The organism is Mesorhizobium sp. M2A.F.Ca.ET.043.05.1.1 (assembly GCF_003952445.1).
GTDB lineage: Bacteria > Pseudomonadota > Alphaproteobacteria > Rhizobiales > Rhizobiaceae > Mesorhizobium.
Window position 1 is genome coordinate 4782942 of record NZ_CP034446.1, and the last position, 23246, is coordinate 4806187.

The 23246-nt window shown below is 61.2% G+C and carries 19 protein-coding genes; 14 read left to right on the forward strand and 5 right to left on the reverse strand.

What is annotated here, in order from left to right; translation table 11 throughout:
• Positions 1-83 precede the first annotated feature (83 nt).
• The 3 genes from EJ069_RS23075 to EJ069_RS23085 all read left to right on the forward strand — a co-directional run bounded on the left by EJ069_RS23075 (position 84) and on the right by EJ069_RS23085 (position 3361).
• Positions 84-890: a UPF0489 family protein gene (locus EJ069_RS23075; RefSeq protein WP_126063271.1), complete on the forward strand. Its 807-nt coding sequence runs from the start codon at positions 84-86 to the stop codon at positions 888-890.
• Complete coding sequence (locus EJ069_RS23080) at positions 887-2551, forward strand: hypothetical protein (RefSeq protein ID WP_126063272.1); 1665 nt, start codon at positions 887-889, stop codon at positions 2549-2551. Before EJ069_RS23075 ends, EJ069_RS23080 begins: the two co-directional genes overlap by 4 nt.
• A gap of 159 nt (positions 2552-2710) precedes the next feature.
• Positions 2711-3361, forward strand: a complete 651-nt coding sequence (locus EJ069_RS23085; RefSeq protein WP_126063273.1) for a hypothetical protein — start codon at positions 2711-2713, stop codon at positions 3359-3361.
• Positions 3362-3371: 10 nt separating this feature from the next.
• On the opposite strand, the gene EJ069_RS23090 is transcribed toward EJ069_RS23085, so the two are convergent.
• The 3 genes from EJ069_RS23090 to EJ069_RS23100 form a co-directional block, all read right to left on the reverse strand.
• Entirely contained in the window at positions 3372-4706 is a 1335-nt protein-coding gene (locus EJ069_RS23090; RefSeq protein ID WP_126063274.1) for a site-specific integrase, read from the reverse strand.
• A gap of 649 nt (positions 4707-5355) precedes the next feature.
• On the reverse strand, positions 5356-5751 hold the full coding sequence (locus EJ069_RS23095) for a GtrA family protein (protein WP_126063275.1): 396 nt from the start codon (positions 5749-5751) through the stop codon (positions 5356-5358).
• Positions 5751-6452 carry a class I SAM-dependent methyltransferase gene (locus EJ069_RS23100; protein WP_126063276.1) on the reverse strand — a complete coding sequence of 234 codons (702 nt, stop codon included), beginning with the start codon at positions 6450-6452 and terminating at the stop codon, positions 5751-5753. Before EJ069_RS23100 ends, EJ069_RS23095 begins: the two co-directional genes overlap by 1 nt.
• Positions 6453-6541: 89 nt before the next feature.
• Between EJ069_RS23100 and EJ069_RS23105 the strand changes: the two genes are divergently transcribed.
• Together EJ069_RS23105 and EJ069_RS23110 are read left to right on the forward strand one after the other, a co-directional pair.
• The gene (locus EJ069_RS23105) at positions 6542-8584 is read left to right on the forward strand and encodes a hypothetical protein (protein ID WP_126063277.1); all 2043 of its coding nucleotides are present in this window, start codon (positions 6542-6544) and stop codon (positions 8582-8584) included.
• Positions 8585-8595: 11 nt separating this feature from the next.
• The gene (locus EJ069_RS23110) at positions 8596-9591 is read left to right on the forward strand and encodes a glycosyltransferase family 2 protein (protein WP_126063278.1); all 996 of its coding nucleotides are present in this window, start codon (positions 8596-8598) and stop codon (positions 9589-9591) included.
• 146 nt (positions 9592-9737) lie between these two features.
• Here the strand turns inward: EJ069_RS23110 and EJ069_RS23115 are convergent, their stop codons facing one another.
• Positions 9738-11210: a PLP-dependent aminotransferase family protein gene (locus EJ069_RS23115; protein WP_126063279.1), complete on the reverse strand. Its 1473-nt coding sequence runs from the start codon at positions 11208-11210 to the stop codon at positions 9738-9740.
• A gap of 636 nt (positions 11211-11846) precedes the next feature.
• Here EJ069_RS23115 and iolE point away from each other — a divergent pair.
• The 7 genes from iolE to EJ069_RS23150 are packed head-to-tail and all read left to right on the forward strand — an operon-like array spanning position 11847 to position 18939.
• Positions 11847-12758 carry a myo-inosose-2 dehydratase gene (gene iolE, locus EJ069_RS23120; protein WP_126063280.1) on the forward strand — a complete coding sequence of 304 codons (912 nt, stop codon included), beginning with the start codon at positions 11847-11849 and terminating at the stop codon, positions 12756-12758.
• 27 nt (positions 12759-12785) lie between these two features.
• A complete protein-coding gene (locus EJ069_RS23125; protein ID WP_126063281.1) occupies positions 12786-13883 on the forward strand; it encodes an ABC transporter ATP-binding protein in 1098 nt (365 codons plus the stop codon).
• On the forward strand, positions 13880-15193 hold the full coding sequence (locus tag EJ069_RS23130; protein WP_126063282.1) for an extracellular solute-binding protein: 1314 nt from the start codon (positions 13880-13882) through the stop codon (positions 15191-15193). Before EJ069_RS23125 ends, EJ069_RS23130 begins: the two co-directional genes overlap by 4 nt.
• Before the next feature lie 11 nt (positions 15194-15204).
• Positions 15205-16098 (forward strand): sugar ABC transporter permease, encoded by an 894-nt coding sequence (locus EJ069_RS23135; RefSeq protein ID WP_189341607.1) that lies wholly within the window; start codon positions 15205-15207, stop codon positions 16096-16098.
• Positions 16095-16913 (forward strand): carbohydrate ABC transporter permease, encoded by an 819-nt coding sequence (locus EJ069_RS23140; RefSeq protein WP_126063283.1) that lies wholly within the window; start codon positions 16095-16097, stop codon positions 16911-16913. The genes EJ069_RS23135 and EJ069_RS23140 overlap by 4 nt, the downstream gene beginning before the upstream one ends.
• 60 nt (positions 16914-16973) lie before the next feature.
• Positions 16974-17966 carry an inositol 2-dehydrogenase gene (iolG, locus tag EJ069_RS23145; RefSeq protein ID WP_126063284.1) on the forward strand — a complete coding sequence of 331 codons (993 nt, stop codon included), beginning with the start codon at positions 16974-16976 and terminating at the stop codon, positions 17964-17966.
• Between the two features lie 34 nt (positions 17967-18000).
• Positions 18001-18939, forward strand: coding sequence for a sugar phosphate isomerase/epimerase (locus EJ069_RS23150; RefSeq protein WP_126063285.1), 939 nt, complete (start codon positions 18001-18003; stop codon positions 18937-18939).
• Positions 18940-19007: 68 nt separating this feature from the next.
• On the opposite strand, the gene EJ069_RS23155 is transcribed toward EJ069_RS23150, so the two are convergent.
• The gene (locus EJ069_RS23155; RefSeq protein WP_126063286.1) at positions 19008-20117 is read right to left on the reverse strand and encodes a Gfo/Idh/MocA family oxidoreductase; all 1110 of its coding nucleotides are present in this window, start codon (positions 20115-20117) and stop codon (positions 19008-19010) included.
• Between the two features lie 157 nt (positions 20118-20274).
• Between EJ069_RS23155 and EJ069_RS23160 the strand changes: the two genes are divergently transcribed.
• Complete coding sequence (locus tag EJ069_RS23160) at positions 20275-21120, forward strand: MurR/RpiR family transcriptional regulator (RefSeq protein WP_189475939.1); 846 nt, start codon at positions 20275-20277, stop codon at positions 21118-21120.
• Between the two features lie 154 nt (positions 21121-21274).
• Entirely contained in the window at positions 21275-23209 is a 1935-nt protein-coding gene (gene iolC / locus EJ069_RS23165) for a 5-dehydro-2-deoxygluconokinase (RefSeq protein WP_126063288.1), read from the forward strand.
• Positions 23210-23246: the final 37 nt, after the last annotated feature.

Consider the following 23246-nt stretch of genomic DNA (forward strand, 5'->3'; position numbering starts at 1 on the left):
CGGGTATTTAGATCAACGCACGCTTGAGAAATATGCCTTTACATAACAGTGTTCCCAACACCGCTCGACAGACGGAATAATTCTTGAAAATCGCCGATATCGACCTCGACATATTCCTTGACGACGTCTGTTCACTCGACAGACGCCCCCGGGCACCGTCAACGACGCGCCCTTGGACCGGAGAGCAACTTCGGCGCTTTCTCGAAGACCAGTGCGGACTGAAGCGTGGCCTATCGTCTCGCCGGCCCAAGGGGCGGTTTGTCGTCCATCATGACGAAGCATTCCCCATTCTAAACGTGCTCTCTCAAAACGGTGCCGTGCCGCTAACCCTCACCCATATCGACGCTCATTCTGATCTGGGAACCGGGGTCGGGGACCTTTCGTGGAAAGACATTGGAGGGAGGCTGCTTGCCCTGACTCCGAAAGAACGCGCCGCAGCTATCCCGCATCATGGCATGGAGCGCATTTCGGCGGCGAACTATCTCTCATACGCATTGGCCTGCAGGTGGCTTCGGATGCTGACATATGTGCATCACGCACATAGCGGTGACGACCTGATGCCCTTCTTTTTCCGAGACTTCGATCCGGCATGCGGCATTATGGAGTTGCGATATGTGCCGCGTGTTCGGGACGTCTGTTCAAGGGAAGAACTGCTTGCACTGCCACACACCCTTGAGCCACCTATCCCGTTTCAGAAGATCCCGGTTGAAGCTTATCGAGCCGCAGAGTGGTTCGAGTATGTGATCCTTTGTCAATCGCCCGGCTACACCCCAGCTGAGGCCGACGCCTTGATCCCGATCTTTAGAGAGTACGTCGACTTCGGCGACGATGATGCCCAAAGTTTCCCAGGCTCGGGCCTCCTCCCGAGCGGCAAAGGAGAGGCCCGGTGACACTGGACGGCTTCCTGAGTTTTCTCGCGCTTTTCATTGCATTCTACACAATCGTATCGCCGGTAACGCGACTACGCGCGCAGTTGCATCTGGCGGTGCAAATTCCGCTGGCGCTTCTGGCACTCTCGCTTGTTTTCTACTTCGAGTTTTTCCCCCTGCTGAGTCAGCCTTGCCGACTAGCAAGCGCTGAAGCCTGCACTTGGCTGATTTTCCCCAAAGATGGCAGCTTTACGCCGCCCGAAGCCGCCTTCCTAGTCGTGTTCGTGTGGATGATTCTTGCCTGGGGTCTCAACGTTCTGCTGAAGCCTGGGCCGCGCTCAATGGTGGCCGTCGGCAAGATCATGCAGACCCTGCTCTATGAACGTCGCTTTGCGGAACTGCTGGATTTCATACGGCCGCATCTCGGTCTCATACAGGCCGTTGCCGAGCGGCAGCGGCTACGACAGAGGGTGTACGACTGGTTGGCCAATACCAACTGGCTGCGCCGTCAGCAAATCCGAACGTTCAAGCCGGCTATGTCTGAGGAGGACGAGCAGAAACAGCAGAGGGCGGGCTATGGCAAACGGGCCTACGAGACTTTCCGGTGGCGAATTCGATGGGCGAGGCACTTTGTCCCGGCCGGTAGAAAAGCCCAAGCCAGCGCCGAGACCCTTGTGCGTATGCTGTTACGTTCGGAGGAGTTTAGGAAGTTCCTAGTCACAATGCGGCCGGATGCACTCCCGGACCTCATGGCAATCAAGCTGCAACCGCGTTTCGATTTCTCGGACAAGGCCCTGCGTGACTTGATTACCGACAGTGGCAGCAGGCTCTACCAGGAAATCGAGCAGAACCAAAACCTTGCGGACAAAGGTGGCTATGCGATCCCCGGGGAGAATGTCCTACTCCGGTTTCTCTTCGGCGATGCCCAAGTGGCTCACAACCTAGGGGCCTGGAAACCCGTAGGCGATGCCGTCATCAATACCATACGTGCAGGAGCGACCAGTGGCTATGTCGCCCATCTCAACGGCCGTGCCAATGATTTCGAAGATGAACAATGGCGCGACATTACTTTTGTCGGAATTCGGTATTTCGATATCATGGTCAATGAGGCTATGCGCCAGGGTGTTCCCTATCATATGTGGCTATTTTACCTGCCACTCTTCGTTACCGAACTGGAAGAAGTCTACGATACGACCGGCCACAACATCGACACGATGGCTGAATTTCCAACCCGTAATGCCCGCCTGCTGTACGAAGCGTTTGACGTCATGGGCAATTGGGTGCGCAATATCCGGCATCTCGATAGCACATCGCAGCATGCCGTGATTCCGGTGATGAATGAGTTCTCGACAGGCGTCATCCCGGTCGATGCTGCCGTCGCTCTCGGCAATGCCATGGTGACCGTCGCGCTTTCCGACCGCATCGGCGACACCTTTGCAGGCTATCTTCATGACGGCATCCTCCACGACATTGCGTCCCTCTCACATGAGGGGCTTGAAGGACGCATGCGAGCTCTTTTGATCCAAATGATCGTCACCGGGGGTAATAGGGGTCCGGCGGCTCGATATGGGCAGCGCCTCAAGACCTTCCTGGTAATGGCTGACCATGTTTTACGCGGATCGGTCAAAGACTATGTCGCCGCGGTTGAGGCTGCATTCCCGGAATCGCGGAGGGGCGGATGAGAGACTCGGTCCGCGCCATAGCCGCGCGTCCGTCATCCATGGGAAAACTGCTGCGAGATGAACTACGATCCGGTGTCGAAATGCGAGATAGGAAATCCTCCTATTTCGTTCCCGAACAGTGAACCCCTATATAGCCCTCACAGTGTCCAAGGGGTGCATATGGAAGACGAACCGAAAAACCTACCCGTTGCGTTCGCGGATTCTGTCGCCAGCGAAAAGCTTGTCGATGCGGCCGCCACTGCCGCCGACATCGGATTGGACGCAGCCATCTCATCCGGCGCGTTGGATGGAATTCCTTTTTTTGGCGCTCTTACCGGGTTCGCGCGGGCAGGGCTCGCCTACAGGGATTGGCTGTTTCAGAAAAAGGTGGCGACTTTCCTGAGTACCTTTGAGAAAACGCCTTTAGAGGACCGTCGGGCGTTTATCGCGAACTTGGAAAAAAAGGGGAAAAAGGCTGAATTCGGCGAGACTGTGCTGCTGCTTTTAGATCGCGCTGACGATATGAAGAAACCTGAAATCATAGCCCGAGTCATGTCGGCGGCTGCCAACGGCAAGCTCTCTTTGGATAAGGCGATACGCCTGGCCAAGATCGTTGACAGGGCGTTTTCGGAAGACTTGAGGTTCTTGCTTGATTTCAAAGAGGGCGTACAAAAGGACAAGGATGTCGCTTCAGCGCTCTTTTCGGCAGGGCTGCTTGTTGACGTGGGAATTGATGGCGGCCTTATGATGGAGGAAGACAGCGGCGGGACGATGTACGACCTGAACCTGTATGGAAAACTCCTGAGCGAGCACGGCCTAAAAGATCACTGATTGCCGCACCTCACGGCTCCTGATTGTCTCGAGGAGCCGTATGCGCCGTCAAAAATTTCCGCATGGCATCCTTACGAGCGCCGTGATCTAGCGCATAATTTGCATGCTCGAACTTCACGCCATCAAGCAACGCCTGAATGTAGCTAGCGATTGTGTCACCTGCCATTACGAGTGCGGTGTCCACCGTGTGAATGTAGCGGCTCGTAATCGTTCCGCGAGAATGTCCAACCAAGGCTGCTATCGTCGACTCGGTAAAACCGAGATCGTTCGCCACGCTCGCGAAGCTATGACGAAGCACGTGGGGCGTAACGCTTTCAAGCGGTGTGTCTTTGACGAGCTTTTCCCATAGTTTTGGGAAGCCGACTAATGGCTTCCCTTCCTCCGTGCCTGGAAACACGAAATTAGCCTCATCGTTGGACAATAGTGGTTGGAGCAACTCGACCACAGGTAAGCCGATGGCCCGGGTAGATGCGCCTTCCTTGGAGTCTTCAAGCCTGATGCAACTGCGCTCAAGATCGATCTCACCCACTCTCAGATTGATGATCTCGCCTCGTCGACATCCCGTCAAAGCGAGGGTCCGCGCCATTTTGGTAGCCGTTGAAAACTGCGGGTCGAAAGCGGCGCCCGCGAGAATCTTGCCCAGCGCCCGATACTCACGATCGCTCAGACGACGGTCTCGAACGCGATCTTTTGGTTTACGAAAGCCGTGAACCGGGTTCTTTTCGATGATCCCTTCCCGGATGGCATACGTGAAGATGCCGCCGAGGAGACCTACGCCGCGTGAGCCAGTACCAATGCCTCCGCGAACGATCGCTCGCCCACGCTTCTTCGTTTTGATGTCGGCTCGGGTCTTCCCGTTGGCAACGTCGCGCAGAAATTTGGCAATGTCTGCGGAGGTGATCTCGGTCACTCTTCGATTTCCAAGGAGCGGGCGGATGTGACGTTTGATGCGGCTACGGTCGATTTCCATCGTCGATGGCTTCTTAGGGCGACCACCTTTGCCTGGCACCAGTCCAGCTTCACAATCAGCCAAATACCGGGTGCACAGTTCGCTGACCGTGATCGTTTGGGCGTCGAGAAGTTTCATCTCGGCAGGATTGTCGCCTTGCGCGATCCGACCGATCAATATGCGCGCCTCCTTTCGTGCCGCTTCTGGAGCCCAGACCCCATGGGGACCGATCGTAAATCGACGGGTCCGACCTTTAGCTCGATACTGAACGAGATAGCTGCGCTTACCGGACGAAAACACGCGCAGCCCGAAGCCAGGCAACTCGTCATCCCAAAGGAAGTAGTCCGACTTTTCCGGTCCCGCTTGATCCACGGTTCGTTTGTTCAGCTTAGCCATCGCACACCTCAGGGCTCTGTCGAAGTGATTCCGCGGAAGCACCACGGAAGCACCCGGACGGAAACTCCGGCTTGCGGTAGGATACTGGCTTCGGTTTTCGGGTGGACAAAAAGTCAGTCGTCGTAGTAGCTTAGCGAACAATATCGTATAAACGGAAGATATTGAAAAGACTGACTAAATCGGCCTCCGAAGGCAGAGGTCACAAGTTCGAATCTTGTCGGGTGCGCCAGTGGAATCAACTATTTAGAAGCGCGCGGCGCCGATGTCCCACACTGATTTCCCACACTGGACATACTCAGGCTGAATTTAGGTTGGAGGCGAAAGCCACTCCCAACGCTGCCAGCGCCACGATGATGCCTGAGATCAGGCCACCAAGAACCCCCAAAGCCGTTCAATCCATTTCGCTTTGCCAATCGCCCCACGTCTCTGAACGCCGCTGTCGTCGCTAAACTCGCTCTGGATCTTGGACGAGAACTTGTCATAATCGTCACAGAACGCTTTGAACTCTCGAAAACTTCGTCAATCGGCCGCTGATATCGATACGGGAGCTATGAGCGACGCGCAAAACCCACTGTTCCATCGCGCTTAGATATCACCCGACATCAAGGAATTTAGGGTGGCGATCCTGACGATATCCAGGAGCAGCTTTTTAGACGGCGAGCTTCCTGGCAAACACCCAAGCCTGAAAAGCCACAAAATTCAGTGCAGGGATTGCGATACTGATGACCGCGAAGGTTTGCCACCCAGCGAAATATCCTTCGCGCGACAAATTTGTGGTGACCCAGATCAGCAGTAGGTTCAATGCTTGGACGATGCTGAACCTTGCCCATTCGCCCCACACCGCGCCCTTTGAGGCGAATGTCAGCTTTCGGTGCCCGAGAAAGGAAACCGGCACTAAAACCAGATAAGTCGCGTAGGCGGAGATCGTTTCCGTGAGGCCTATAAGTAAATGCAGGCCGTTGGCGATCGCGAAGTACGCGCCTGTGTTGAACAGACCCACGGCACAGAAGGTGATGAACTGCCTTAGGCGATCACCAGAGACCATCAGCGACGACCAAGCACATGATACTGGGCGCCGAGGGGAATTCGGCCGAAGGCATCGTCTATGCGCCTGAGAACACCGTCAATCGCGGGCACGGTGAGAATATAGCGGCCCTCGACCCTGCTCAATCCGGCGCCTCTGAGATAGTGAACGACCTGCCTTTTCGACAGTAGAACTGCGTTCTCATCGAAGGGACACGTCGACACTATCCTTCGAGTCAGAGGGTTGTAGGGATTGTGTTCGAAGATCAGTACCGCGCCGTCAGGTCGGGTGACGCGAGCCATTTCCGATGAGAATTTCGCCCAGTCTGCAGGCGGCACATGATGCATGACGCAGATCGCAAACACCGCATCGAACTCTCCGGCATCAAACGGCAGTTGTGCCCCCGAGGAGACGCGATACAACACACCAGGGTTTTTCTGTCTCGCTTCATCGATGCACTCGGGTGATGGGTCGACACCGGTTAGCTTGCCAACCTTCCCACGGAGTATTGGGTGATAGTTTCCAACTCCACAGCCTACGTCGAGAATGGAAAGGTTGCTGGTAGGCCCGAGTGTGCTCTCTAGCAGGTCGAGCAGCCGTGCTGCTTTGGCGCGCGTGAAGAAATCCACATCCAATCCGGAGAACGAAATAGCTTCGTTCACTGCCTCCGAATAGGAGTGGCGATAGGCGTCAAATTCATTTCCAGTCGCACGCTTGCTCAAACTGCAACTTCTCCGCTAGAAGCACAAACCCCAACTATCATCAGCGTCGACCCAGCGGCAAGCGCACTCTGTTTTATTATAGGTCTCTAATGATAGACGCACGCTTCGCCAGTCGCTGGATGCTAACATTTTCGCTTGCCGCATTGGCTACGCTGGCCATCATTGCAGCATACGTTTACCGGGAACAGCCCGCCTACACCTGGGACTATGGCGCCTATTGGCGCACCTTCCAGGACTATGGGCAATATCTTGCAGCCGATCCGTGGCCTGCGCTCAAGCGGATTTTCGACGGTATCGAATCTCAAGACTACAATCCGGCTGGAGTGCTGCCGCTTTTTCCTTTTTATGTTCTGTTTGGGCCAGGCCGCATAGCGTATGTGAGCGCCGTTGCGCTCATGTATCTGCTTCCGACGGCGGTGATTGCGACGGCAATCTTCCACAGGCTGGCGAAAAATCCCGTTGCAGAGCTGACTTCAATTTTCGTGATGGCTCTGACGTTCGTGCCATTTTGGGCGCCAACCCTTCGGGGAATGCTCGACATTGTCGGTCTCGTTTTCCTCGGTCTCGCGACATTGCTGCTGTTCAAGTCCGAATACCTGAGACATCGGCCTGTCCGTAACGGACTTCTGCTCGGCCTGATGATCTGGCTGCCGTTTTTATTCCGGCGATGGTACGCCTATAGCATAGTCATCTTTTTCTTGGCCGCCTTCCTCGTGGGGACCGCCAAGGCCCTCTATGAGAGAGCCGGGACCCGAGCGATCGCCAATCTTTGCGGCGGTTTGGCAATCGCCGGCATCGTCCTCTGCGGTTTAGCGTTCGCATTGCAACATGGGCTTGTCGTACGGGCGTTCACCACCTCGTATGCCGATCTATATAGCGCGTACCAAGTCCCCTTTCCTCGTCACCTTGAGATGCTTGCCGAACGGTTGAGTCCTTGGATGATAGCGCTCATCGTGATCGGTGCTATTGTGGTCGTTTCGCACAAAAATTTTGAGGGCGGTTTCTGTCTCCTTGCCGCAGTTGGCACGTTCTTCTTCTTCATCAGAACGCAATACCTTGGCCTACATCATTTTCTCCCGATCGCCTTTTGGCTGTTGCCGATTTTCCTTGTCGGTGCAGCGTGGTGCGCAAGCTATCTTCAATTTCTCGCTGCCCGCGTTCGACTTCTCCCTTTCGCAGCTATCTCCTCGGCAATTCTCCTTGTCGCCATCAGCCCGGCGTCCCGCTCCTTGGACTTCCCTGCTCATGCTTTCATTCCTCGTGCCGACACGAGCCCACTTCACCTCGACAACTACGCGGAATATCAGCGCTTGGTCGCTGATCTGGACCATTTGACCAAGGATGGCAGCAAGTTTTTCGTCTACGCATCCAGCAGCAAGATCTCCGACTCCCTCATGGTCGCACTCGACCACCCACTCCAGGGCAGGGTCATTTACGCTCCCCACATTGCGAAGGTCGACCTCTTCAACTTCAATGCGCTACGGGCTGCATATGTGGTCGCAGTGGCGCCACCTCAGGAGCAAATGGCGCCTGGAACACAAGCCAACATAACTGTCCCGGGCCAATGGCTGCTCCAAGGGCGCGGATTTGGGCGAGCCTACGAGAGGGTGGGCACAAGCTATGCCCTTAGCGACGGCATAGAAGCTTATCTTTTCAGGCGCGTCCGGCCGGTCACTCTTGAGGAGGCCAATGAACTCGTCACCGAGCTCGACCGGCACTATCCAGGCTGGGGGAAGATCTTCAGGTCTTCCATGTTGCTTCCGCTTGCAGCGCGAGACGAAACACTCGGCGACCAATGGGGGCAGGTCATCGTGATGGGGCAGAACGCCTTCCTCATCCATCCAGGAACCAACTTGCCGACCTCCGTCTCGGTTCCGTTTAGATCCGACATCAGTCAACACCCGAAGCGCTTGGCGCTCTCCATCTCGAACAAGCTCCTGCAACAATGCCCGACCGCGGATGGCGTAGAAGCGCACGTCACATTCAATGGGAGGAACATCTGGAGCGGAGAGGTTCTACCTGGTGACGACAAAAGGATAGACTTGCCTATGGAAGATGGAACTCTTTCTCTCAGCGTCAGCGACAGGTCTCAACCGAACTGTGACCACGCCGTCGCGACATTTGAATTCTGAGGGAATTCGCCATGAAGCAGAAAAGCGATATGATTTCCCTGTCGGTCGTCGTCCCAGTATACCGCAGCGCGGATGTCCTCCATGAACTTGTCTCCCAAGTGCATGCAGCGCTTGCTGGCAGCACCTACGATGGCCATTTCGAGTTGGTGCTGGTGAACGATTGCAGCCCAGACGAAAGCTGGGAGTTGATCGAACGGCAAGCCAACGAGCATGCCTGGATACGGGGCGTTTCCTTGCGACGCAACTTCGGCCAGCACAACGCCACGATGGCAGGCCTCAAATACGCGCGCGGTAAGATCGTGGTGATCATGGATGACGATCTGCAGCATCCGCCGACCGCCATCCTGCGGTTGGCGGAGATGATCGAGAAGGGCTTCGACGTTTGCTACACCCGATACAAAGAACGCAAACACGCGACATGGAAAAAGCTGGGCAGCCGTTTCAATGACATCGTTGCAGGCTGGGTTCTGAACAAGCCTCGTGGACTCTACCTTTCCTCTTTCAAGGCATTGAGCCGCGGAGCGGCAGACGCCATTCTCGCCTATGACGGCCCATACGCCTATGTGGACGGGCTGATCTTCAAAGTTACGAATTCGATCACCACAATTGATATTGACCACCAAGATCGCTTCGCTGGCCAAGGCAATTACAATCTGAAACGGTCGGTTTCCCTTTGGCTGAAGATGGCCACCGGATCGTCGGTGTATCCGCTTCGGATCGCCACGGTTTTTGGTTTCGCCATGGCCGCCACAAGCCTCGTCCTATTGGCGATCATCGTGGTCGACCGCTTGAGGCACCCCGAGATGCAGCCGGGCTGGGCATCGACTATCGCCACCATTCTCATGATGGGCGGGTTGCAGATGTTCTTCCTGGGGATTCTTGGAGAGTACATCGGCCGCATTTACATTCGGCTCAATAACACACCGCAATATGTCGTTAGAGAAACGACTTTTTCAGACCATTCATCTGCCCATCGTAGCACTGCTATTCAGCATCACCCCGTTTAGAATTGCTGCCAAACACGTCCTAGTTGATCAAACCATGCGTCCGCAGCGCATCCTCAATCGCTTTCACGGGCTGGGCAGCGACGCGAGCCGCATTGTTGGCGGCCTGGGCTTCCGGCTCCATGACAGCGACCCGATCTTACCAAGCCTCACCCCAGCACGTCCCTTATCGCCACCGCCAACCTCTCCACTCCATCCCTCATCTGCGCCGCGTCGCACGCCGCGTAGCCCAGCACCAGCCCTTGCGTCGGCGCCGTGTTCTGGAAATATTTCGACAGCGGCGAGACGTTGATCGCCCGCTTGGCCGCGGCCTGGCTGACCTTGATGTCGTCGATGCCTTCCCTCAGATAACCCACCACCTGGATGCCGGCTTCGGCGGGGGAGAGCGTGATCTCGTCGCGCAGGCGTTCGGTGACGATGTCGCGGAAGAGCTGGCGGCGTTGGGCGTAGATGCGGCGCATGCGCTTCAGGTGCCGGCTCATATGGCCTTCGGTGATGAAATCGGCGAGCGCGGCCTGCAGCAGCAGCGGCGCGAACTGGCCGGTGGTGGAGAGCGCGTTGACGATGCGGCCGGCGAGCTCCGGCGGCAGCACCATGAAGCCCAGGCGCAGCGCCGGGAACAGCAGCTTGGCGAAGGTGCCGACATAGATGACGCGGCCGGAGCGGTCCATGCTCTGGATCGCCGGCACGGGGCGGCCCTGAAAGCGGTATTCGCCGTCGAAATCGTCCTCGATCAGCCATGAATTGGCGGTCTCGGCGACGTCGAGCAGGCGCAGCCGCTCTTCCATGCGCATGGTGATGCCGAGCGGATGCTGGCAGGCCGGCGTCACATAGATGAGGCGGGGCGAGAAGTCCGGCGGGTCGAGATGCCAGCCGCGCTCGTGGTCGACCGGGATGGGCAGGATTTTTGCGCCGGCCACGGTGAAGGCGGCCTTGGCGCCGTAGTAGCCGGGCTCCTCCATCCAGACCGTGTCGCCGGGATCGAGCAGCAGGCGTGCCAGAAGATCGAAGGCGGCCTGCGCGCCGGTGGTGACGACGATCTGCTCCGGACGGCAGCGCACGCCGCGCGCCGAGAACAGGTAGCCGGCGATCGCCTCCTTGAGCGCCGGGTGGCCGGTGACGTCATAGGTGCCGAACAGCGTCTCGCCGCCATGGCTGGCGCGGCGCGCCACCAGCCGGCCCCAGACGCCGAAGGGGAAGCTTCCCGCGTCCGGCATGCCGGGGTGGAAAGCGACATGCCCCGGCCTGCCGTGATGATAGGGCTGGCTGAGCAGAAGCTGGCCGCGCAGCGAGGGTTGGCGCAGCGGCGCGGGCGGCTCCTCGCGCGGCGACTCGCGCGGGCCTTCGGGCAGGTCGACGATCACGGGCCGCGCGCCCTGGCGGTTGGCGAGATAGCCTTCGGTGACGAGCTGGTCGTAGGCGGCGACGATGGTGTTGCGGCCAAGGCCGAGCTCGGCGGCCAGAGCGCGGGTGGAGGGAAGCTCGGAGCCGGGCGGCAGCGCGCGGCTGCGGATGATGGCGACGAGGCCGTGATAGAGCTGGCGCGACAGGTGCTCGGGGCCGGCGCGGTTCACGGTGAGCGTGTCGAGGGGGAAGGGTTGGGGTTTGGGGTGGGGGCGCATGGGTTACGCCTCGCCACAGGAGCAATGGCAACGGCGTGCCGAGACACGGCTTACTTTCGACGTCGAGTTCCTTCGCCCCCCTCTCTGTCCTGCCGGACTGCCCGGCCCTTCGCTGCCGCTCAGGGCTTTCGTCGCTCGGAAAGCCAAGCAATTGGCTTCCCGTCCGCTGCGCGGATCGCTCCTCAACCCCCTCAAGGGGGGAGATTGGCAGTTCGAGCGCCTCGCTTCTCTTTGCAACGTTGGTGATTGGCGAAAGCCGGCGTGACATCCGATCTCCCCCCCTGAGGGGGAGATGCCCGGCAGGGCAGAGAGGGGGGCCTCGCGCCGGCGCTCGATGATTGGTAGATTTCCCATCCCGCCATCCTGTCACATCCACCTCCCGGCACAAACTGGTTCCTTCATTTTCCAGAAAACTGGCCCTCGCGATGGAGACAGAGCGGCGTAGACTTCGCCCTGTGACGTTGGGGTAAGACGTCGACGCAAGACGGGCAACACAAGTCCGGGCAAGGCAACTGGGAGGCTGCCGGCCGGACAGGCAAGGCAGGGCGATGCATCGCCCGCCGCAGGCATGAAGCCATTTCCCTCCCGAAAATGAACACCCCGCAGCCAGCCCGGCCGCGGGGCGGAAAGCGAGCAATGACGACAGTTCGACTTGGCATAAACCCGATCACCTGGACCAATGACGACGTGCCGGAACTGGGCGGCGACACGCCGCTCGAGACCTGCCTCAGCGAGACCGCGGAAGCGGGCTATGCCGGCACCGAGCTTGGCGGCAAGTTCCCGCGCGACAGCCGCGCGCTTCGGCCCATCCTCGACCATTACGGGCTGGCGCTGGTCTCCGGCTGGTATGACGGGCGCATCTGCGAGAAGGAGGTCGACGAGGAATTCGAGGCGATCCGGCCGCACCTGGCGCTGCTGCGCGATCTCGGGGCCCGGCATGTCGTCTATGCCGACACCTCGCGCGGCCGGCATGGCGCGATCCACGATCCGATCTCGCAGCGGCCGACGCTGATGGACGGGGAATGGAAGGCCTATGGCGAAAAGATCACCAGGCTCGCCGAGCGGTTCTCCGATTTCGGCGTCGGCATGGCCTTCCACCATCACATGGGCACGATCGTCGAGACCGACCAGGAGATCGACAGGCTGATGCACAGCACCGGCGAGGCGGTCGCCCTGCTCTACGACACCGGGCACTGCGCCTTTTCGGGCGGCGACCCGGAGCAATTGCTGCGCCGGCATGTGGAGCGCGTCGTGCATGTTCATTGCAAGGACGTGCGCCCGACGATGCTGAAGAAGGCGCGCGAGGCCGACATGAGCTTCATGGGCGCGGTGATGGAAGGCATCTTCACCGTGCCTGGCGACGGCGCGATCGATTATCCGACGCTGCTCAAGATCCTCGCCGACCAGGGCTATTCCGGCTGGCTGGTGGTGGAGGCCGAGCAGGACCCGGCCAAGGCGCACCCCTTGACCTATGCCACGATGGGGTATCGCAATTTGAAGAAGCTGGCCGAAGGCGCGGGCTTCTATGTCCACGAGCGCAAGGGCTGAAGAAAGCATGGGGCGCCGGGGAGGGAGATGAGTTCGGTTCTCTACCAGAAGGTGGTCAAGAGCTTCGGCGCGCTCAACGTGCTGCGGTCGCTCGACCTTGCCGTGCCCGATAACAAATTCCTCGCTTTGCTTGGTCCGTCGGGCTGCGGCAAGACGACGGCGCTGCGCATCCTGGCCGGGCTCGACATGCCGAGCGCGGGCAAGGTGTTCATCGGCGAGCGCGACGTCACGCGGCTGCAGCCGCGCGACCGCGACATCGCCATGGTGTTCCAGAGCTACGCGCTCTATCCGCAGATGACGGTCGCCGAGAACATCGGCTATCCGCTGTGGATACGCGGCACGCCTGATACCGGGCGAAAGGCCAAGATCGGCGAGGTCGCCGCCATCCTCGAGATCGGCCACCTGCTCGACCGCCGTCCGCGCCAGCTCTCGGGCGGACAGCGACAGCGCGTCGCGCTGGCTCGCGCCATCGTGCGCGACCCGGCGGCGTTCCTGATGGACGAGCCGCTCTCCAATCTCGACGCGCGGCTGCGGCTCACCATGCGCGGCGAGATCAAGCGGCTCTGCCAGCGCCTCAGCGCCACCACCATCTACGTCACCCACGACCAGGTCGAGGCCCTGACGATGGCCGACTTCGTCGCCGTCATGCATGGCGGCGAGCTGCAGCAGATGGCGCCGCCCATCGAGATATACGACCGCCCGGCGAACCGTTTCGTCGCCACCTTCGTCGGCAACCCGCCGATGAACATTCTGCCGGCAGCGCTTTCCGAGCGAGGCGTCATCGTGGCCGGCAAGGTCGTCCCGCTGGAAGCCGCGCGGCTTGCCGCCTGCCGCGCCGCCTCAATCGCCGAAATCGGGCTGCGGCCGGAGGATTGCAGCGCCACCGCCATCGACACGCCTGACGCGCTGCCCGGCGAAATCTACGTCGTCGAACCGATGGGCAACGAGACGTTGGTCAATGTCCGTTTGGAAGGCGGCAACGTCTCGGTCCGGGCCGGCCGCGAATTCAGGGGTGCGGTGGGTGAAAGCATCGGCGTCGCCTTCGACCCGGCGAACGCCTGTTTCTTCAATTCGGCCGGCCTGACAGCCGTCCACAGGGTCAACAACAATGGGAGAGTGACATGATGCATTCCAGCAGACTTACTCGCCGTTCCGTCATCAAGGGCGGGCTTGGCCTGGCCCTGGCGACCACCGCGCTGACCACGCTCGGGCTGCCGATGCCGGCCAAGGCGGCCGGCAAGAAGGTGATCATCGGCGCCTTTGCCGACGGCGGCCTGACGCCGTTCAAGGAAAAGATCATCCCGCTGGCCAAGGAACAGGGCTTCGACATCCAGTTCCTAGAGGACGAATACGGCGTGACGCTCGAGAAGTGGTTCGCCGACGCCCAGAGCGGCGCCGGCCAGTACGACCTCTATCTGCTCGACGACCCGTGGGTGCCGCAGTTCGGCGCCGCCAACGTGCTCGAGGACCTTGGCGCCGGCGGCATCGATGGGTCGGACAAGGACTGGATCGGCTCGATGATCGACATGGGCTACTGGCCGCCGCAGAAGGGGCCGCGCGTCAAGGGCTTCGAGAACGCCAAGCCGACGCTGATCTGCGTGCCCTTCGTCGGCGACCTGCAGACGCTGACCTACCGCAACGACGTCTTCACCGGCGGCGCGCCGAAGACCTGGGACGAGGTGATCGCCAAGGGCAAGGAAGGCGTCGCGGCCGGCAAGATCAAATACCCGGTCGTCTTCCGCGGCGTTTCCGGCAACCCGATCGTCACCAGCTGGTATCCAGTCTTCCTGTCTTTCGGCGGTTCCTTCTTCGACGACAAGTGGAACCCGATCTTCAATTCGGCCGAAGGCAAGGCTTCGGCCGATTTCTTCGTCGGCACGATGAAGCAGAACACGGCGAGTGGCGTGGTCGAGTTCGATTCCGACCAGGAGGGCGCGGCGATCCTCGGCGGGGACGCCGGCGCGATCATCCAATACTCGGGCAATGCGCTGAAGGCTGACGACCCCGCCCAGACGAAGGTGGCCGGCAAGCTCGATTTCGGCGTCGTGCCAAAACAGGAAAAGGCGATCGCCCAGATGGGCATCTTCATCGCCGGCGTGCCGAAATCGGCTCCCAACAAGGCGAACTCCATCGAGTTCCTGAAGTGGTATGTCAGCGCCGAAACCCAGGCCAAGCTCTCGGAAGCGGGCTCTATCCCCGTCAAGCGCAGCGCCTTCGGCATCGCCAAGCCCGGCAACCGGCTTATACCGGTCGCGCTCCAGCAGCTCGACGCCGGCGCGCTGCCCAGGCCGCGCACGCCCGACTGGGCGAAGGTCGAGGAACTGCTCGGCATCGAGCTCAACAAGGCCTTGCAGGCCGGCTCCGGCGGCGGCGCCGCTTTGGATACGGCGGCCAAGCAGGTCAAGGACTACCTGACCACGGCCGGGTACTACTGATGCAAACCGGCATGCAGGCACGCAAATATCGCCTGCAGGGGGCGGGGCTCGACCTCGCCCTCCCCTATCTCATGCTGGCGCCCGGCCTGATGGTCGTGCTCGGCGTGCTGGTCTATCCGCTTTGGGATGGGCTGCGCGCCAGCACCAGGGCTTACCGCTACGGTTCGCCTGTCGCAGATGTCGGCTTTCACAACTATGTGCAGCTTTGGAGCGACGCGCAGTTCCTGAATTCGCTGTGGGTCACGGTCAAGTTCGTGGCGCTTTCGGTGTCGATCGAGGCGGTGCTGGGCTTCGCGCTGGCCTTGTTCTGCCTGCACGAATTCCGCGGCATAAGGCTGCTCAGGACGGTGCTGATCATCCCCATGGTGATCACGCCGGTCGTCGTCGCCATCCTGTTCAGGCTGATCTACGCCAGCGATGCCGGCATGCTGACGGCGCTCTCGGAGGCCATGGGCGGCGGCGGCGTCCAGATCCTCGGCAACCCGCTCAATGCCTTCATCGGCCTTGTCGTGCTCGATGTGTGGGAGTGGACGCCGCTGATGTTCCTGATCCTGCTCGCCGGCCTGCAGTCGCTGCCGCACGAGCCGTTCGAGGCGGCGCGCGTCGACGGCGCCGGATCCTGGCGCGTCTTCGCCGATCTCACCTTCCCGATGATGCGCCCGGTGCTTGCGATCGCCATCGTGCTGCGCACCATCGACGCCTTCGGCACGTTCGACCAGGTTTTCGTCTTGACCCGAGGCGGGCCGGGCGAAGCGACGAGGCTGATCTCGATCTATGGCTACGATACCGCGTTCAAGTTCCAGCAGACCGGATATGCGGCGGCGCTGTTCGTGACGATCGGCCTCGTCGTGCTCGCGCTCGCCTTCAGCGCCATCAGGCTGCTGCGCAGGATCGACGCGTCATGAGCACCCGTCTGGCGCGCATCCTCACCACCATCTTCGTGCTGGCAGTCGTGCTGCTGCCGATCTACTGGCTGGTGTCCACCTCGCTCAAGTCCAATCGCGAGATCACCCAGGAAGGCACGCTCTATCCGCATGTGCCGACGCTCGACAATTACGTCAGGCTGTTCACCGAAAAGCAGTTCGGCTCCTATCTGACGAACTCGCTGGTGGTCACCTTCTTCTCGGTCGCGATAGCGCTGGTCTTCGGCGCGATGGGCGCCTACGCGATCGCGAGATTCCGTCTGCCCTTCGCCGCGGAGCGCAAGGTCGGCCTGTTCCTGCTCACGCTGCGCATCATCCCGCCGGTGGTGATCCTGATCCCGGTCTACCTCTTGATGCTGAGCCTCGGGCTGCTCGACAGCTGGCTCGGCCTGATCGCCACCTACACAGCTTTCAACGTCACCTTCTGCGTCTGGATGATGGAGAGCTTCTTCCGCGAAATCCCGGTCGACCTTGAGGAGGCGGCGATGGTCGACGGCGATTCACGCTTCGGCGCCTTCCGCCGTATCACGCTGCCGCTGGCAGCGCCTGGGTTGGCGGCCACCGCCATCTTCGCCGTGCTGGTGACCTTCAACGAATTCCTCTTCGCGCTGGCGCTGACGGCGACGCCACGCGCCATGACCATGCCGCGCGGCACCGCCACGCTCATCGGGCGCATCGATACCGACTGGGCCTCGATGTCGGCGGCCGGCGTCATCGGCGCGCTGCCGATCGTCTTCTTCGCGCTGCTGGTGCAGCGCCACCTGGTTCGCGGCCTGACCATGGGCGCCGTGAAGTGACCGCCGGCGGGGCATGTTGAACTCGCCGTCGCGGACGGCTGCACAGGAAAGTTGAACGCAATGATGGATGTTTGTCTGTTCGGAGTTGGGCTGATCGGAAAGGTGCATGCCGGCAATCTCGCGCGTCACCCGAAGGTGCGGCTGCGCTATATCGTCGATCCCAACCGGGAGGCCGCCGCCAAGGTCGCGGCCGCGACCAGCGCCGAGATCGCCGACACCGAGACCGTGATGAACGATCCGGCGGTGAAGATGGTGTTCATCGCCTCCGCGACGCGCACCCACGCCGACCTCGCCATGGCAGCGGCGGCAAAGGGTAAGGCGATCTTCTGCGAGAAGCCGATCGATCTCGACCTCAAGCGCACCGACGAGTGCCTGGCCGCGGTCGCGAAGGCCGGCGTGCCTTTCCAGATCGGGTTCAACCGTCGCTTCGATCCGAGCTTCCGGGCGCTGAAGGAGCGGCTGGACGGCGGCGAGATCGGCGCTGTCGAGCAGGTCATCATCACCAGCCGCGATCCCGAACCCGAAACCGAGGAAGCGCTGGCCGGAGGCGGCGGCGTCTTTCGCGAGATGACCATCCACGATTTCGACATGGCGCGGAACATGCTCGGCGAGGAACCGGTGGAACTGTTCGCGACCGGCTCCTCGCTGGTGGCGCCGCAATACAGGAAGCTCGGCGACTACGACACCGCGATGTTCATCCTGCGAACGGCATCCGGCCGGCAATGCCACATCAACAACAGCGTCAGGGCCGCCTATGGCTATGACCAGCGCATCGAGGTGCATGGCGCCGACGGCATGCTGCAGGCCGGCAACCGGCTGCCTACCTCGGTGGAGATGTATGGCGGCAAGGGCATATCGCGCGACAAGCCCTATTACTTCTTCGTCGAACGCTACGCGGAATCCTACGCCGCCGAGATCGATCACTTCATCAGCTGCGTCGAAACCGGCAGCAGCCCGGCGGTCACGGCGAGTGACGGCCGCAAGGCCATGATCCTCTGCGAGGCGGCGCTTGCGTCGGCGCGGTCCGGCCGGTTCGAGCCGGTAAAGCTCTGAGCGCATGGTCTGAAGTCAACGGGAAGCGACAATAATGAAGATCGGCATGATCACCGACAGCCTGGGCAACCTGTCCTTCGACGAGATGCTGCGCGCCTCGGCCGAACTCGGGCTGGAGACTCTAGAGTTCGCCTGCGGCAACTGGTCGTCGGCGCCGCATATCGACCTGGCGGCGATGCTGGACAGTGCCGCCACCCGCGCCGAATTCGTCGCCAAGGTCCGCGACCACGGGCTGACGATCGCGGCGCTCAACTGCTCGGGCAACCCGCTGCATCCGGGACCGCAAGGCAAGCAGCACCGCCAGGTGACCGAGGACACGATCCGGTTGGCGAGCCTGATGGGCATCGACCGCGTGGTGATGATGTCAGGGCTGCCCGGCGGGCCGGGCGACGCCAACCCCAACTGGATCATCACCGACTGGCCGCCCGAATGCGCCGACATCCAGCGCTACCAATGGGACGACTGCATCATTCCCTATTGGCGCGATCTCGTCGGGTTTGCGAATAACCTGGGTATCAGGAAGCTTTGCCTGGAGCTGCATGGTCATCAGGCCGTCTACAATGTCCAGACGCTGTTCCGGCTGCGCGATGCCGTCGGCGAAACGGTCGGCGCGAACTACGATCCGAGCCATCCGATGTGGATGGGCGCCGATCCGATTGCCGCCGTGCGCAAGCTTGGCTCGGCGATCTACTATGTCCACGCCAAGGATACGCGCGTCGAGCCGGTGCCGGCCGGCATCGACGGCGTGCTCGATGCGCGACCGCCAACGCTTTTTTCCGAAAGGGCCTGGAACTACATCACGCTGGGCTACGGCCACGGCGAGACTTGGTGGCGGCAGTTCTGCACCGCGCTGAAGCAGGCCGGCTACGACGACGTGCTGTCGATCGAGCACGAGGACATGATGCTGTCGCCGATGGAGGGCATGCGCAAATCCGTGGCGCTGCTGCGTAACGTCGCCATTAACCTGGCCTGATGCTCAGATCCATTATCGCATTGGCCGGTCGCCGTGGGCCGCCAAACCGGTCCCGGCGCTCGGCTCGATCACCTCACATCGACCCAGCGCTGCTCCTGGAAGGAGCGCGCCATGGCATGCACGGTGCGCTCGATCTCCAGCCCCTCGTCGAAGTCGATGATGCGGGCCGGCTTGCCGGCGATGCGCATCAAAAGCTCGCGGCATTCGATCATCTTGAGGTCGTTGAAGCCGAGGCCGTGGCCCGGCGCGGGCAGGAAGGAATCATAGGGCTTGTGGTGCGGCGCGACCAGGATGGTGCGATAGCCCTGCTCGGTCGGCCGGTCGGCGGTGAGATAGAGCTGGAATTCGTTCATCCGCTCCTGGTCGTAGAGGATCGAGCCCTTCGAGCCGAAGATCTGGATGGCGATGCGGCCTTTGCGGCCCCAGGCCGAGCGGTTGACAAGCAGCGTGCCGGCGACGCCGTTCTCGAGATGCAGCAAGACGCTGGCGATGTCGTAGGTCTCGACCGCGCGGCGTTCTCCGGACGCCGTCTTGCGGTCGGCATAGGGTTTGGCCATGTCGCACATGACGCGCGAAACGCGGCCGAACAGCACCTTGATCAGCGACAGCGGATGGACGGCGAAATCGTCGAGCGCGCCGTAACCGGACGCCGCCTCGTGCTTCCAGAAGAACAGCGCTTCCGGGTCGGCCATGAAGTCCTCGTCCATCTCGATGCGCACGAGGTTGACATCGCCGATGATCTTTTCCTCGAGCAGCGCGCCGATATGGCGGATGGCGGGGTTCTGGATGTAGTTGTAGCCGAGTCCGGCGACCTTGCCGGATTTCCTGGCCGCGGCCGCCATGGTCTCGGCCTCGGCGAAACTCGGCGCCATCGGCTTCTCGCACCACAGATGCTTGCCGGCTTCGAGAATGGCGATCGCCATCTCGGGATGGAACTGGTTCGGCGTGGTCAGCGAGACGACATCCACCTCTGGATCGTTGACCACAGCGCGCCAGTCGCCGGAGCCCTTGGCGAAGCCGAACTCGCCGGCCTTGCGCTGGGCCAACTCGTCATTCACCTCGCCCAGATGCACCAGTTTCGGCTTGTCGACATCGGGAAAGACGGTGCCCACCGCGTTCCAGGCGATGGCGTGGCACTTGCCCATGAAGCCCGTGCCGATGAGGCCCACTCCGACCATGTCGATTGTCTCCGAGACTTGGGAATATTGATATGGATGAATTAGTCCATTTCGATAATAAATGGAACATACAAATCATTTTTTATGGTGTTCTTGCGCGAACTCGCTATGATGAGGCAGGAGAGGGACAACCATTATGGGCGCGGACGGAGCGACGATGGACGAACGGGTGCCTCGCGATTTCGAAACGCTGCGCGCGACGATCCTGGACAGGCGCGCGAGCCTGCCCAAGCGCATCGCGCAGATCGCCGCCTATGCGCTCGACAATCCCGACGACATCGCCTTCGGCACGGCGGCGAGCATCGCCGCCTCGGCCGGAGTCCAGCCCTCGACGCTGATCCGTTTTGCCCAGCAGCTCGGCTTCGACGGCTTCACCAGCCTGCAGCAGGTTTTCCGCGAGCGCCTGCGCGAACGCAATTCCTCCTATGACGAAAGGCTGGCGGCACTGCGCGCCAAGGCCGAGGAAGGCGCTGGTCACCGGGCGATCTTCGACGGCTTCGTCGCCGCCGCCAGCACCTCGCTCAGCGACATTTCGCGTTCGCTTAACGATGCGCATTTCGAGGAGGCGATCGCGCTCCTGGCGAAGGCCGAGACGATCTACGTGCTGGCCAAGCGCCGCTCCTATCCGGTCGCGTCCTACATCGCCTATGCATTGGGCAAGTTGAAGATCCGCAACCAGCTGGTGGAATCGGCCGCCGGGCTGAACGCCGAGATGATCGGCTTCGCCACACCGCGCGACGCCGTCATTGCCATCAGCTTTTCGCCTTACGCGCCGGCGACCATCGAGGAGACGCGCGCGATCGCGGAACAGGGCGTGCCGATCGTGGCCATCACCGACTCGTCCTTCTCGCCGCTGGCGCAATTCGCCAAGGTCTGGTTCGAGGTCGCCGAGGCCGATTTCGGCGGTTTCCGCTCGATCTCGGCGACGATGGCTTTAGCGATGGCGCTGACAGTCGCCGTCGGCGAAAAGCGCCGCGAAACCGGGCGCCGGCGCAAGGGCTGAGCCTCGCGGAGGCGCGCTTTTCGGCTCGGGAACACTCATTCCATATTGACTACGGATTGGAATTAATATTTCATATTGGCGACATCGCGCCGTCGCCGGCGCGTGCTGTCCAAAACGACGCTGCTCTGCATAACAAGGCCGATGGGAGGTTCGAATGGGCGAAGCCGTGGAAGGGAAATACCCGCCGCTCGACGTCATCACCATCGGCCGCGCCTCGGTCGATCTCTATGGCCAGCAGATCGGCTCGCGGCTGGAGGACATCACCTCCTTCGCCAAGTCGGTGGGGGGCTGCCCGGCCAACATTTCCGTCGGCACGGCAAGGCTCGGCCTGCGCTCGGCGCTGCTGACGCGCGTCGGCGACGAGCAGATGGGCCGCTTCATCCGCGAGCAGCTCCGGCGCGAGGGCGTCTCCGTCGATGGCCTGAAGACCGACAAGGAGCGGCTGACGGCGCTGGTGCTGCTCTCGGTCGAGAGCGAAGGCGTCTCGCCGATGATCTTCTACCGCTCCGACTGCGCCGACATGGCGCTGGCCGAAGAGGATATCGACGAGGCCTTCATCGCCTCGGCGCGCTCGGTGGTCGTCACCGGCACGCATTTCTCGCGGCCGAATTCCGATGCCGCGCAGCGCAAGGTGATCCGGCTGATGAAGGCCCGAGGCGGCAAGGTTGTCTTCGACATCGATTATCGTCCGAACCTCTGGGGGCTTGCCGGCCATGCCGAGGGTTTCGAGCGTTATGTCAAATCCGACCGCGTCTCGGCGCAGCTGAAGACGGTGCTGCCCGATTGCGACCTCATCGTCGGCACCGAGGAGGAGATCATGATCGCTTCCGGAGCCGACGATTGCCTGAGCGCGCTGAAGACGATCCGTGCGCTGTCCTCGGCCACCATCGTGCTGAAGCGCGGCGCCAAGGGCTGCATCGTCTATGACGGGCCGATCAGCGACGATCTCGAGGACGGCATCGTCGGCAAGGGTTTCCCGATCGAGATCTACAATGTGCTGGGCGCCGGCGACGCCTTCATGTCCGGCTTCCTGCGCGGCTGGCTCGGCGGCGAAAGCTTCGCCACCGCCGCCACCTGGGCCAATGCCTGCGGCGCCTTTGCGGTGTCGCGCCTGCTCTGCGCGCCGGAATATCCGACCTTCGAAGAGCTGCAGTTCTTCCTGAAGAACGGCAGCAAGCACCTGGCGCTGCGCAAGGACGAGGCGATCAACCATATCCATTGGGCGACGACGCGAAGGCGCGACATTCCCTCGCTGATGGCTCTGGCCTGCGACCATCGCGTTCAGTTGGAAGATGTCGCGGCAAGGGTCGGCGCCGACGTTTCGCGCATCCCCGACTTCAAGGTCCTGACCGTCAAGGCGGCGGCAAAAGTCGCCGCCGGCCGCGACGGCTACGGCATGCTGATCGACGAGAAATACGGCCGCGACGCCATGTTCGAATTCGCCCGCCATCCTTTCGCCTGGCTCGGTCGTCCGGTCGAGTTGCCGGGATCGCGGCCGCTGCGCTTCGAATTTTCGCAGGATATCGGCTCGCAGCTCACCGAATGGCCGGTCGACCATTGCATCAAATGCCTGTGCTTCTATCACCCGGACGATCCCGAGACGCTCAAAGTCGAGCAGCAGCAGAAGCTGCGCGCTTTGTTCGAGGCGGCGCGGAAAGTCGGCCGCGAACTGCTGGTCGAAATCATCGCCGGCAAGCATGGCAAGCTCGACGACACCACCATTCCGCGCGCGCTGGAGGAACTCTATGCGCTGGGCATCAAGCCCGACTGGTGGAAGCTCGAGCCGCAAGCTTCCGCAGGCGCCTGGGCGAAGATCGAACAGGTGATCGTCAGGAACGACCCATGGTGCCGCGGCGTCGTTCTGCTGGGGCTGGAAGCGCCGCAGAACGAACTGGTCGCGGCCTTCGCCGCCACCGCCAACGCGCCAATCGTCAAGGGTTTCGCCGTCGGCCGCACCATCTTCATCAATGCCGCCGAACAATGGCTGGCCGGCAAGATCTCGGATGACGAGGCCATCGCCGACATGGCGTCGCGCTTCGAACAGTTGACCGAAGCGTGGCTTGCCGCGCGCGGCCGAAAAGCAGCATAAGAACACGGGCAGCATAAGAAAACGGCGTCAACGAAAG